The sequence below is a fragment of the Pseudoalteromonas sp. SG41-1 genome, assembly GCF_014164575.1.
GTDB classification, from domain to species: domain Bacteria; phylum Pseudomonadota; class Gammaproteobacteria; order Enterobacterales; family Alteromonadaceae; genus Pseudoalteromonas; species Pseudoalteromonas rhizosphaerae.
Genome location: NZ_JACJFL010000075.1, coordinates 1 through 12,780 on the forward strand (window position 1 = coordinate 1; position 12,780 = coordinate 12,780).

Genomic DNA, 12,780 nt, shown 5'->3' on the forward strand with positions numbered 1-12,780 from the left:
CGAGTTTGCTTATGTCTGATAAAAAGTGCGAGTTTGCGAGTTTGCGAGTTTTATCAGAATGAATTTTTAAACGCGGTAGTCAAGTACTTCGTCTCTTTACTCCCACTAACTTTACCCTCGCTAGCTCCCCCTCCCTGACAGCTCAGCTTTTACTTATCACTTTAATTAATCCGCCCAGCATTTTAGATAATTCGGTTGTTTCATTGATCCACTGAAATGCCGTATTCGAATCGATTTCTCCTATTTCCATAGATATATAAAGTTGAGACCTCAATTCACCACAACTGCCTTTGGCGTAATACAAAAAACGAACACAATCTTTCGAAGACATTCTTTCATAGCCTTCCGCTATATTCGATGATATTGACAAGCTAGAACGGGTTATTTGATCTTTTAAACCTCGCTCATGACTTGATTTAAAGTGTTTAAATACAGCTACTGATAGTGCCGCTGATCGTTTCCATACGTCTAGTCGCTCAAAATTCATAATATCAATTATTCAGTGTTTTATATATTTATAGTACAAAAAATCAAAAAACAACATTAAAGGTACAACTTTACCCTAGCTAACTTTACCCTTGCTAACTTTACCCTCGCTAGCTTTACCCTCGCTAGCTTTTCCCCATAAAAAAAGCCGCTTAGTTTAACTAGGCGGCTTTGGAGGTTAGTCTCACATTATTTTGGGCGTGTCTCCAAAATACTGCGAATACGTTACCAAGGAACTTTTTGTTTATTACGCTTAGATTGACTCTAAGGCAATTTTAACCATTTCATTGAAGGTGCTTTGACGCTCTTCACTTGGGGTTGCTTCACCGGTGATCACGTGGTCACTCACGGTAAATAATGCCATGGCTTTTGCACCATATTCAGCAGCAACGCCATATAAACCGGCTGTTTCCATATCTACCGCTAACATGCCTAGTTTATCAAGTTCTTGATAAAAGCTGTTATCGGCTTGATAAAAGGTATCGGTGGTAAATACGTTACCCACTTTCGCTTTAATACCTAGCTCTTTTGCTGCATTAACGCCGTTTAATAGTAAATCAAAATCAGCAATTGCTGAGAAATCATAACCACGTACACGTGCACGGTTTACATTTGAATCTGTGCTTGCGCCTTGTGCAAAAATAACGTCACGAATTTTAATGTCGCTACCAATACCGCCGCAAGTGCCGATACGAATAAGGTTTTTAACACCGTAGCTGACGATTAGTTCGCGGGCATAAATCGACATTGATGGAATGCCCATACCAGAACCCATAATGCTTACTGGTTTACCTTTATAAGTGCCAGTAAAACCATACATGTTACGAACGCCGGTTACTTTTACAGCATCATCAAGAAAATTTTCAGCAATGTATTGCGCACGTAATGGATCACCCGGCATTAATACCGTTTGTGCAAAATCGCCATTATTTGCGTCAATATGTGGAGTACTCATTATTCGTTTCCTTTTACTTTTAGCGCGTTAAGCTTATCAATAAAGCCATCGCCATATTCAAGTGCAGGTAAGTTAAACCACTGGGCAAGTGTTTGACCTATATCTGCAAAACTAGCACGTTCACCAAGCGGGGTATTTTCAAGCCCTACCTGATAAGCAAGTACAGGCACATATTCGCGGGTGTGCTCACTGCCCGGGAATGTTGGATCACAACCGTGATCCGCCGTAATAATTAGTACGTCGTCGGCTTTAAGCTGCTTAAGTATCGTTGGTAAGTAATCGTCCAACTGTTTAAGCGCTTTTGCATACCCAACAGGGTCGCGGCGATGACCAAATTTTTCATCAAAATCAACTAAATTAGTAAATATCAAACTGTGATCTGGCGCTGATGCCATTACCTCAGTGGTTTTTGCTAACAAGTTTTGTAAGCCTGGGGCTTTGTGTTTTTGGGTAATACCTTGATGCGCATAGATGTCAGATATCTTCCCTATGCTAATCACTTCACCACCGTCATCTGCTAGTTTGTCTAGCAATGTTGGCGCTGGCGGTAACACTGAATAATCTCGACGATTGCCCGTTCTGGCAAAGTCTTGATTATTGGAACCCAAAAATGGCCGCGCAATCACTCGTCCTATGTTCATTTCATCAAGCAGCGCCCGTGTGATTTCGCAGACCTGATAAAGTTTTTCTAGACCGAAAGTTTGTTCATGCGCGGCTATTTGAAACACGCTATCAGCTGAGGTGTAACAGATTGGTTTACCTGTTTTTATGTGCTCTTCACCTAGCTGTTCTAAAATCGTAGTACCCGAGGCATGGCAGTTGCCTAAAATCCCTGGGATACCGGTACGAGCAATCAGCTCGTCAATTAACTGTTGTGGAAAACTCGGTTGTGTTTTAGGGAAATATCCCCAATCGAATAACACAGGTACACCTGCCATTTCCCAATGACCTGATGGAGTATCTTTGCCGCTAGAAAGCTCTTTTGCGTAACCCCAAACAGCAATCGGTGTTTGACGGTCGCTAACAAGGCACGGTTCATTGCCTGCAGCTTCACATGCATCAACTAAACCTAATAACGATAGGTTAGGTAGTGATAGCCGTTCGCCGGTTTCTTCAAAGTATGCTTTAAGCAAATGTGCAAAAGTGTTTGCGCCCAAGTCGCCAAACTTGTCAGCGTCTGGTGCTGCACCTATGCCTAGGCTATCTGCCATTAATATAATTGCTCTTGCCATACTCACCTCGATTATCCAATGTAGCTACTTTATATTTTTGTGCTTTTTAACGTACAGGACATAAGTCCTGTTTCATAAAACCTAAACATTATAAATTTCACACCTTAAAGCGAAGCAAGAGAGATTATTCGTGTCTTTTTTGCTATTGTGATCTACCAACAATGTATCCTTCTGTGTGGATGAGAACTTTAGTGACACGAACAATAATAGCCATTGCTGGCGCTTCTGCGTCTGGCAAATCTCTTTTTAGCCAAACAATTTATAATGAATTGGTGAATGAGCTTGAACCAGGCGCCATCGCCGTGATTGAAGAAGATGCGTACTATAAAGACCAATCGCATTTGCCGTTTGATCATCGTACGCAAACGAATTACGACCATCCTGATGCGTTTGAACATGAGTTAATGTGTAAACATTTAACACAGTTACGTGATGGCGAAGCGGTAGAAGTACCTACCTATGATTATGCGCAGCATACTCGCAGTGACAAAACACGCACTGTGATGCCAGCAGAAATTCTCATAGTTGAAGGGATTTTATTGCTTAGTGATAAAGCGCTACGTAAAGAATTTGATATCAAAGTGTTTATTGATACACCGCTTGATATTTGCCTGATGCGCCGTATGCAACGTGATATGGAGCAACGAGGCAGAACATTACAGTCCGTTGTTGAACAATATCAAGCTACTGTGAGACCGATGTTTTATCAGTTTATTGAGCCTTCAAAGCACAAGGCTGATTTAGTGGTTACACGTGGTGGTATGAATCGTGTTGCGATTGATATAATTAAAAGTAAAATAAAATATTTACTGCAAAAATAACAACGGGAATAAGCAAAGATGACAACATTTATGAGCTTAGTCGGCATGTGTATGCTGCTAGGCATTGCATTTGCGGCTTCGACAAATCGCAAAGCAATTAGTTTTAGAACTGTCGGTATCGCTTTTGCCCTGCAATTTATAATTGGTGGTTTTGTCCTGTTTTCAGACGCAGGTAAAAATGCATTAGTTGGCATGTCAAAAGCCGTATCATCAGTGATCGGGTTTGCTAATGATGGGATCAGCTTTTTATTTGGACCGTTAGCAAACCAGGATACGTTAGGGTTTATTTTTGCTATTCAGGTATTGCCAGTTATTGTGTTTTTCTCAGCATTAGTTGCTGTGTTATATCACTTAGGCATTATGGATTGGATAATTAGAATATTAGGCGGTGGTTTACAAAAACTGTTGAAAACCTCACGCACGGAGTCGCTTTCAGCAACCGCAAACATTTTTGTTGGTCAAACTGAAGCGCCACTGATTGTTAAGCCGTTCATTGCAACGATGACTAAGTCAGAGTTATTTGCAGTAATGGTAGGTGGCTTAGCAACGGTAGCGGGCTCAGTAATGGCCGGTTACGTGATTATTGGTGTAGAGCTTAAATATTTAATTGCAGCCAGCTTTATGGCAGCGCCGGGTGGTTTCTTAATGGCCAAGATGATTGTGCCAGAGACCGAAACACCAAAAGATACTTTAGCTGATTTAGAGCTTGACGAAGACAAGCCTGTTAACGTAATTGATGCAGCAGCATCGGGTGCAGCAAACGGTATGCATTTAGCCTTGAATGTAGGCGCAATGTTACTGGCATTTGTAGCTTTAATTGCGCTGTTAAACGGTTTATTAGGTGGTATTGGTGGTTGGTTTGATTATCCAACCCTAACACTACAAGAAATTTTAGGTTATATATTTGCGCCGGTTGCCTGGTTACTAGGTGTACCGTGGAATGAAGCAATTATAGCTGGTAGCTTTATTGGTCAAAAATTAGTAGTAAACGAGTTTGTTGCTTATTTAGACTTTATGAATTATCGCGATACGTTAAGTGCGCACACACAAGCGATTGTCACATTCGCGTTATGTGGGTTTGCTAACTTATCATCGATAGCCATTTTACTAGGTGGATTAGGCGGTATGGCGCCTAGTCGGCGAAAGGATATCGCACGCTTAGGGCTCAGAGCAGTGTTAGCAGGATCTATGGCTAACCTTATGAGCGCCGCAATTGCAGGTTTTTTCCTCTCGCTAGCTTAGAAACTTTGAGATGAGCCTTGGTTGCAAAACAATAGGATAAGCCTTTAAGGGGTTAAAGACTTATCTTACTTGAACGATACTTCACAAAGGGCCTTTATGGCCCTTTTATCGTTTTTAATTCACTGTTTACTTTCATAATACTTTTCCTAGTTATTGCTATACTCAAAGTTCTATCGTCAAAAAGAGAAAATAAATGCGGCTATTTATTAATCTGCTACTTCTTTGTATCAGTGTCCATAGTACTGCAAATCAAAACTTAATGGTTGTGACCGAGTTGTCACCGCCGAATCAAGTTTTGCTGAATAATCAGGTAACTGGTTATAGTACTGAGTTAGTAAATATGATTATTTTAGAGGCTAAGCTCAATGCCCCAATCAACATGTACCCTTGGGCACGTGCTTATAAAATGGCGGTTAATAATAGCAACACCTTAATTTACAGTATGGCACGCACAACGGATCGCGAGACACTATTCCATTGGATAGGGCCAGTAGCACAGTTTGAAATGGGCTTTGTAAAACTCTCTGAGCGCAGTGATATTAACTTTGATAATACAGAGCAAGCTAAGCAATATAAAATTGCCGTACAGCGCCATGACCTTGCATCGCAAGTATTAGTAAAACGTGGTTTCGAAGTATTGCTGACCACTGATATCCAAAAGTCATATCAGTTACTACTAGCAAGAAAAGTTGATCTGGTAGTCGACGATGCTAATTATCTAGCTTCAATGAGTGAGCAGCTAGCGATCAATGCTAACGCACTGACGTTCGTACATGCCATAGAAGGACTGGCAGTAGCTGGTTACTTAGCTGCAAATATCAATACTGATGAAGATATTATAAAAGCACTGCAGCAGGCTTTTTTAAAGGTTAAAAGTACTGAAAAATACCGTCAATTAATAACGGCTCATTAACTAGCTATTGTACATAACGATGCCGATAAGCGTCAAAGTTATCCACCGCTTTAAGTTTTTCTAACTGCTCATTGAAGCGTTCAACTATTTCAATAGGCATCTCTTTATTAAATACTACGTAGTTACCCTGTAATGTATTTACTGGTAGCTCAACTAGTTTGACGACTTCTTTACCACCATGACCAAATTGCTGCAGTTGGTAATCTAAGGCAAACTCTGAGCCGAGAATTAAATCGATTTTATTTTTAAAAAATAGGTTCATATATTCATAGTGATGAGCTACTTTTAATAAGTTTTTATCTTGTTGGAAACCAATACTCTCCACTAGCCCCTCATAAATATTGCCTCTAACGACACCTAAGGTGTATGCACTAACTTGAGTAATATCAGTTGGATTAATGTGTTTGTTGTCGCGAAGACGATAAAAAAATGTACGTGAAGAAACCAATGGGCCAACCCAGTAAAATAAATCTTCTCGCTCAGCACTGCGAGCGGTTGATACTAGCCCTGAGAGCTGATTTTTTTGCACTAAATCGTATGCCCTTGCCCAAGGCAACAGCTCAAATTTGCACTCCACTTGTGAAAGCTCACACAACGTACGCACAATATCTAAATTAATCCCTTGCAGCTGCCCTTTATTCGAAAAATTATAAGGGGGAAACTGTTCAGTAAAAATAGTAATTATTGGCTTTGCAGCGCAAGTAAAAGTGAATCCAAGGCTAAACACTAGGATAAGTAATCGGTAGATAATCTATCTCGTTACAGAATAATAATAATAGATAAAGAATAGGAGGGGGAGCAAGTTACGTCAATTTTAAAACACAAAAAAGCAAGCCTAAGCTTGCTTTTTTTTATTCTACCTAAAAGGTAAAATTATACAGCAGTGATGTTCTCTGCTTGTGGACCTTTTTGACCTTGTGAAAGAGTGAACTCTACACGTTGGCCTTCAGCTAAAGTTTTGAAACCTTCGCTTTTGATTGCTGAGAAATGTGCGAAAACGTCTGGGCCATTTTCTTGCTCAATGAAACCAAAACCTTTAGACTCGTTGAACCACTTAACTGTACCTGATACGATGTTTGACATTGTAATATCCTGATATAAAAATAAAATAATTGCTCTAGTGAGCGGTGTAGCAAAAAATGAGATGGTACTTTAAAAACTTCAGGACGGTACTACAAGTATTACTTATACAACATCGAAATGGAGATTTATAGCTTTCATGCTTTCTTTCTAGCTGCAGCAAACTATACAGGGTTAATAAGTTATGTCAACCCCCTTTCGAGTCTTTATTTACCTTAGCCAATACTTAAGGCGCGTTGAGTAATTTTTTCTATCACGGATGAGTGTTACTTTTTTTGTTACAGTTGATTGCTCAGCATCATTTTTTGCAATCTATCACATATTTGAAAACTCACTGAAAAAATTGCGTAAAAGTAAAAATATATTCCATTCTTAGTGAGATTTCACCACTTATCGCAGCTAATAATCGCCTTATCTCAATAGGTGAGATTATTAGTAGTTATCTGCAGTATGCTTGGGCCATTGAGCACATAGTGATATTTGCCCCATTTAATTGCGCTTTGCTGCTATTTTTTGTGCACTTCAACTTTTATGACAGCAGGCACCTGCTGATTTACAAAGCGCTTACTGCGCTTATATCGGCACAATTTAATTTTTAAAAATGATAAGAGAAAAATAATGAAACACTTATTAGCAACCGCGATCAGTTCAGCGTTATTATTAACAGCCTGTTCTGAGCCCCAAACAACAGCAAACAACATTAAAGCCGAACAAACGGCTACAGCTGATCAAGTACAGCAAGCTAATCCACTGTTAGTGAAAAGCGTTTTACAATACGAAACGCCAGATTTCAATGCGATTAAAGACGAACACTTTATGCCGGCTTTTAATCAAGGTATGGCTGAGCAAATGGCTGAAGTACAAACGATTATCAATAATCCTGCTAAGCCTGATTTTGCTAATACAATTGTTGCGCTTGAAGAAAGTGGGGAATTATTAACCCGTACCCGTAGCATTTTCTATAACCTAGCAGGCAGTGACTCAAACCCAACGCGTCGTGAGATACAAAAAGAGCTAGCGCCAAAAATGGCAGCACACAGCGACAACATTTTCTTAAATAAAGCATTATTTGAAAAAGTAGCAACATTACACGCAGAGTCAGACACTCTGGCTTTAACAGCTGAAGAAACTCGCTTACTCGACGTTTACTACAAACGCTTTATCAGAGCGGGCGCAAAATTAAACGCAGAACAAAAACAACAAATTCGTGATATCAATACCAAGCACTCAAGCTTAACCACTCAGTTTTCACAAAACTTACTAGCATTGACTAACAGCAATGTTGTTATCGTTGACGATAAAGCGCTGCTTGATGGTTTATCAGCAGGCCAAATAGAGCAACTTGCCAATGCTGCAACACAAGCGGGTCACTCAGGTAAATATCTGATAAAAATCACTAATACAACGCGCCAACCAATTTTAGCAGCGCTTAAAAACCGTGAGCTACGTGAAAAAGTATGGCGTGCATCATCAGAGCGTGCGCTATCGGGTGAAAATAGTAACCGCGAAATCGTGGCTGAACTAGCTCAGCTACGTGCTCAAAAAGCAAAACTACTTGGTTACGACAGTTGGGCTGCGTTTGGATTAGAATCACAAATGGCGAAGAAACCAGAAGCAGTATTTGATATGTTTGCCAGCATGATCCCTGCGTTGATGCAAAACGTTAATGCTGAAGCTGCTGCGATCCAAGCGAAAATCGATGAGTCTGGCGATCAATTTAAGCTACAGCCTTGGGATTGGCTATTCTACGCAGAGCAAGTACGTAAAGATAAGTACAACTTAGACGAAAATGCAGTAAAAGAATACTTTGAGTTTAATCGTGTATTAGAAGACGGCGTATTCTTTACCATGAACCGCTTATATGGCATTACTTTCAAACCACGCACTGATATTCCGGTTTATCACCCAGATGTAAAAGCATATGAGCTATTTGATGCTGATGGTAAGAGCCTTGCGATTTTCTTTGCTGATTACTTTGCGCGTGAAGGCAAACGTGGTGGCGCATGGATGAGCTCGTTTGTAAAACAATCTGGCTTAAAAGAACAAAAGCCTGTGGTTGTGAATGTAATGAACATTCAAAAAGGCGCCAAAGGTGAACCAACGCTAATCAGCTATGACGAAACAACAACTATCTTCCACGAATTGGGTCACGGCCTACATGGTATGTTCTCGAACGTGAAATACCCAACTTTATCGGGTACTTCAGTATCTCGTGACTTCGTTGAGTTCCCATCAACGTTTGAAGAAGATTGGGCTATGTATCCTGAAGTTATCGCAAACTATGCAAAACACCACGAAACAGGTGAGCCAATTCCTGATGAGTTACTGACTAAAGTAATTCAATCACGTAGCTTCAACCAAGGCTATGACACCCTTGAGTACGTTGCAGCGGCACTTTTAGATATGGAATGGCACTCATTGCCTGCTGATGCCCCGTTACAAGATATTGAGAAATTTGAGCAACAAGCACTAACTAAGCACGGTGTAAATGTGCCATTTGTGCCACCGCGTTATAAGTCTGCGTTCTTCTCACACTCAATGGGTGGCGGTTACTCAGCGGGCTACTACGCATACATGTGGAGTGAAATTTTAGCGGCCGATGCATTTGCTTACGTTCAAGAGCAAGGCGGTTTAACCCGTAAAATGGGCGATAAATACCGTAAAGAGATCTTAGAAGTTGGTAACTCACGTGACCTAATGGAGTCGTTCAAAGCGTTCCGCGGTCAAGAGCCTGACACCTCAGCGTTATTAAAACGCCGTGGTTTAAAAGCAACCGTTCAGTAAAAACAAGCTACGGAGGGGAAAGTTAGAAACTAGCTATTTCCTGCTTAACGATCAAGGCGCGAAACTAATTTCGCGCCTGTAACTAGCAATGGCTATATACCGCCTCATTATGAGTGTATAAATTAGTAGGCTGAATAGATGTACTTAGTTCAGCTCACTAACTTTACTGTTTTTAACTCGCTAGCCCCTCACTGCACCACAAAATCAAAATAAGTATTTGGATAGGCTTGTGGCTGATAGGTAAAGTGCCACCACTCCATTGCGTAAGGCGAAAATCCAGCGGCCAACATGATATTTTTTAACTTATATCTGTTTGCTTGTTGATCTTGAGTAATACGCGGATCATCGGTATTTGAGATGGTATCGAACATATCAAACAATGAGCCCATATTTAATGCTTTGCCTTGACTATCAGTCAAAGTTAAATCAATTGTTGAACCACGGCTGTGCCCTGATTTAGCTGCGATATAATCACCGAGTAACTGATCTTTTCCTAAATTAGGGTAATACGCAGCTTTGGTTTTTGTGTCAGTTGCGTCGTTAACCCAACGCACAAAGTGGTCAACGGCTCGTTGTGGCCGATAACAATCATAGATTTTAAAATTATAACCTGCTTGCTCCGCCTGAGAATGTGCTTTTACCAGCGCTGCAGCTGCCGTTTTATGCAATAAGCATTTAGGCGCGTTATAACCTTCGATTGGTTTACCAACAAAGTTTTGCCCACTAAAATAGCGAATATCAAATAATGCGGTCGGTATTAACGTTGCAACATCAACAAACTCACTACGATAGCTTTGAGCTGGGTCGGAATATGTAGCGTTAGCGTCATGGGCAATTGCTGCACTGCTTAAAGCATACACTCCAAGCAGTGACATTAGTTTAAAACTGATATTTAACAACATTGTAGTAGCTTATAACATTAAAAACAGGCTATTAATATTGCATAGTTAAAAGCCATTGCCAATAAATTATTCCTGCTCGACAAGTTCAGATTGGATAAACTGAGAATCAATAATACACCGATTACGACCCGTTTTTTTCGCTTTGTATAAAGCCTGATCCGCTTGTTTGAGTATCTCTTCAACACTCAATTGCATCAGTGGCCAGCCAGAAATACCTATTGATATGTTGATACTTCCTACTGGTTCGATGATTGTTTCTGATACACGCATACGTAATCGTTCCGCAAGTTGATAAGCTGATTTGGCGTTAATATTTGGTAATATAACAATAAACTCTTCTCCCCCCGTACGTGCAACAAAATCATTTTCACGGGTTACATCAACAATAATTGTAGCCAACGATTGCAAAACAATATCACCAATATCATGGCCAAACTCATCATTAACACGCTTAAAAAAATCAATATCGATAGCAAGCACAGTGAAGGGTGTTTGCTGTAAAGTTAATTGATCTAACATGAGCTCCAGGCTACGTCGGTTATGTAAGCCCGTAAGTGGATCTGTTTGTGCTTCATGCTGTAATAGACCAATCTGGTTTTGTAATAAGCCGACTCCTTTTAGCATAGCTAAACGCAGTTCAGAGCTTTCATAATACCAAGACCGCACTTGCCTTAACTGTTGCGAAGTTGACGGGTTATCAAGTGTTTTAGCCGTTTCTGCAAGTTGCCTTAACGGCTTTGAAATTAACCGAGCTAGCACCCAAATAAATATAAAGGTTGCCAACCCTACTGGCAGGGTTCGATATAAAACATTCATCATTAAATCGTCTAATGGCGCAAATGTAGCGTCAAATGGTCGTTGTGTGACAATGCCCCAAGAGGCACTTTTTAATGGTGCATAACCTGCCAGCATGACAATGTTTTGACTATTAATTAACTGCCTAGTGCCGCTTTCACCTCTTAGCACCGCTTCGATCACTGGATTGCCAAAAACTTGTTCACCGATCCGAGCAACATCAGGGTGATAAAGTAAGCGCCTATTCTTATCAACAACATAGATATATGAGCCGTCTTTATGAAAATGTACTTGCAGTAAGTCGTGTAAAATCCCTTTTTGTTTTAGGTATAATGTCCCTCCTATGTAGCCAAGGTATTCACCTTGAGAGTTAAATATCGGATGCGAAATAACTATCACGAGGTTCCCTACCGCAGAAATATAAGGCTCACTGATCATTGGCTTTTTATTCGCTAGTGCTTGTTTTGCACCATCACTTTCTAAAAGTTGACCTTTTAGCTTTAGACTCAATGGTGAATGGGCTAATACCACACCATTTTTGTCAACGACAACCGTTGAGTTAAAGCTATCAGTTTGCAACCTAAGTCGCTGCGCCTCTTGCGCAAGAGTGTTTGCATCATTAAATTGGATTGCAAGAATTTTTGCTGAATAAGCGAGTTGCTGCTGAGCAGCCAGTAGAAACCGGTCAGTGGCAGAGACAAGTTTAGCGGCATACGCATTATGGTTTTTTAAGGTTTGCGATTGTAGCTGCTGTTTTTGTACTTGGTAGCTGGAATAAAAGCCATTTAGAAAGGTGATCACAGTCACTGAAATAGCTAAAAATAAGATTAACTTTTTTAAATCAAGATTGATATTAACACGGCCTAGCAAAATACTTACGTCTCTATGCTGGCCTTGTATTTCCTTGGCAATTATACTAACGATAAATGATAGCAAATAGCTCCCATACGATCCAGCTAAAAGCTCGTAAAGTACTTATTTCTGTTGTTCCCAACGGCTAATAATTTATCTCTATGCAATTTTTAGACCGCGCTCAGCTTGGCTCTCGCGACATAAAAATTTTAAATTCAAATACTTGTAATATTATTTGAATTTTCACTACATGCCAGTTGAACTTATGCAACAACTTGTTGCTGAGCTTGCGCTAAGCGATTGCTGTTTCCCCATAGAAAAATCAATTTATCTGTTTGCGCTTTTAACAAAATAAGCGAAGAAAATTTACCTTGCTCAAAATGAATAAATTATTACAATTAAAAGACAAGCAACGAATAAAAGAGCGTTATGGTTAAACATCACTGCCAGAATATATTGTCACAATTACCCAGTCATCGTTTGCTCGCCTTAGATGTACTGCGAGGGTTCACTATCACTGCGATGATTCTAGTCAATAACCCAGGAAGTTGGTTATATACCCAAACCACCTCATGATACAGAATTCAGCGTTGCACAGGGGCTTAATATCAAGGCGTTACTTTGCAAGAATGGCAGTCCCTTTTAAGAAGTAACAACGATGAGAGTAAGTGCCTGTGAAACGCCCAACGGGTTGGTTTAAAAGCGATTTATACTGCGT

The 12,780-nt window shown here is 40.2% G+C and carries 11 protein-coding genes; 4 read left to right on the forward strand and 7 right to left on the reverse strand.

Annotated features, from left to right (window positions below; translation table 11 throughout):
• Window positions 1-142 precede the first annotated feature (142 nt).
• The 3 genes from H5203_RS21625 to H5203_RS21635 all read right to left on the reverse strand — a co-directional run bounded on the left by H5203_RS21625 (window position 143) and on the right by H5203_RS21635 (window position 2,673).
• Entirely contained in the window at window positions 143-487 is a 345-nt protein-coding gene (locus tag H5203_RS21625) for a four helix bundle protein (RefSeq protein WP_149980369.1), read from the reverse strand.
• Between the two features lie 252 nt (window positions 488-739).
• On the reverse strand, window positions 740-1,441 hold the full coding sequence (deoD, locus tag H5203_RS21630) for a purine-nucleoside phosphorylase (RefSeq protein WP_145238795.1): 702 nt from the start codon (window positions 1,439-1,441) through the stop codon (window positions 740-742).
• Window positions 1,441-2,673, reverse strand: coding sequence for a phosphopentomutase (locus H5203_RS21635; RefSeq protein WP_182820303.1), 1,233 nt, complete (start codon window positions 2,671-2,673; stop codon window positions 1,441-1,443). Before H5203_RS21635 ends, deoD begins: the two co-directional genes overlap by 1 nt.
• A gap of 191 nt (window positions 2,674-2,864) precedes the next feature.
• Between H5203_RS21635 and udk the strand changes: the two genes are divergently transcribed.
• From udk to H5203_RS21650, 3 genes are all read left to right on the forward strand, one after another.
• Window positions 2,865-3,494 (forward strand): uridine kinase, encoded by a 630-nt coding sequence (gene udk / locus H5203_RS21640; RefSeq protein WP_145238801.1) that lies wholly within the window; start codon window positions 2,865-2,867, stop codon window positions 3,492-3,494.
• A gap of 18 nt (window positions 3,495-3,512) precedes the next feature.
• Entirely contained in the window at window positions 3,513-4,736 is a 1,224-nt protein-coding gene (locus H5203_RS21645) for a NupC/NupG family nucleoside CNT transporter (RefSeq protein WP_182731970.1), read from the forward strand.
• Between the two features lie 193 nt (window positions 4,737-4,929).
• Window positions 4,930-5,649: an ABC transporter substrate-binding protein gene (locus H5203_RS21650; RefSeq protein WP_182731971.1), complete on the forward strand. Its 720-nt coding sequence runs from the start codon at window positions 4,930-4,932 to the stop codon at window positions 5,647-5,649.
• 4 nt (window positions 5,650-5,653) lie between these two features.
• Here H5203_RS21650 and H5203_RS21655 read toward each other — a convergent pair whose 3' ends face one another.
• Window positions 5,654-6,376, reverse strand: a complete 723-nt coding sequence (locus tag H5203_RS21655) for an ABC transporter substrate-binding protein (protein ID WP_145238810.1) — start codon at window positions 6,374-6,376, stop codon at window positions 5,654-5,656.
• Between the two features lie 146 nt (window positions 6,377-6,522).
• Window positions 6,523-6,732 carry a cold-shock protein gene (locus H5203_RS21660; protein WP_058559473.1) on the reverse strand — a complete coding sequence of 70 codons (210 nt, stop codon included), beginning with the start codon at window positions 6,730-6,732 and terminating at the stop codon, window positions 6,523-6,525.
• A 615-nt stretch (window positions 6,733-7,347) separates the two neighbouring features.
• Here H5203_RS21660 and H5203_RS21665 point away from each other — a divergent pair.
• Window positions 7,348-9,513, forward strand: coding sequence for a M3 family metallopeptidase (locus H5203_RS21665; protein ID WP_145238813.1), 2,166 nt, complete (start codon window positions 7,348-7,350; stop codon window positions 9,511-9,513).
• Between the two features lie 188 nt (window positions 9,514-9,701).
• On the opposite strand, the gene H5203_RS21670 is transcribed toward H5203_RS21665, so the two are convergent.
• Both H5203_RS21670 and H5203_RS21675 read right to left on the reverse strand, forming a co-directional pair.
• Window positions 9,702-10,415 carry a M15 family metallopeptidase gene (locus H5203_RS21670; protein WP_182757842.1) on the reverse strand — a complete coding sequence of 238 codons (714 nt, stop codon included), beginning with the start codon at window positions 10,413-10,415 and terminating at the stop codon, window positions 9,702-9,704.
• Between the two features lie 66 nt (window positions 10,416-10,481).
• Window positions 10,482-12,080, reverse strand: a complete 1,599-nt coding sequence (locus tag H5203_RS21675) for a sensor domain-containing diguanylate cyclase (protein ID WP_182820304.1) — start codon at window positions 12,078-12,080, stop codon at window positions 10,482-10,484.
• Window positions 12,081-12,780 lie beyond the last annotated feature (700 nt).

What these genes read in the sequence shown, in the direction of transcription:
- H5203_RS21625 (WP_149980369.1), bottom strand. Translation starts at nt 487, where the DNA reads ATGAATTTTGAGCGACTAGACGTATGGAAACGATCAGCGGCACTATCA.
- deoD (WP_145238795.1), bottom strand. Translation starts at nt 1,441, where the DNA reads ATGAGTACTCCACATATTGACGCAAATAATGGCGATTTTGCACAAACG.
- H5203_RS21635 (WP_182820303.1), bottom strand. Translation starts at nt 2,673, where the DNA reads ATGGCAAGAGCAATTATATTAATGGCAGATAGCCTAGGCATAGGTGCA.
- H5203_RS21645 (WP_182731970.1), top strand. Translation starts at nt 3,513, where the DNA reads ATGACAACATTTATGAGCTTAGTCGGCATGTGTATGCTGCTAGGCATT.
- H5203_RS21650 (WP_182731971.1), top strand. Translation starts at nt 4,930, where the DNA reads ATGCGGCTATTTATTAATCTGCTACTTCTTTGTATCAGTGTCCATAGT.
- H5203_RS21660 (WP_058559473.1), bottom strand. Translation starts at nt 6,732, where the DNA reads ATGTCAAACATCGTATCAGGTACAGTTAAGTGGTTCAACGAGTCTAAA.
- H5203_RS21665 (WP_145238813.1), top strand. Translation starts at nt 7,348, where the DNA reads ATGAAACACTTATTAGCAACCGCGATCAGTTCAGCGTTATTATTAACA.
- H5203_RS21670 (WP_182757842.1), bottom strand. Translation starts at nt 10,415, where the DNA reads ATGTTGTTAAATATCAGTTTTAAACTAATGTCACTGCTTGGAGTGTAT.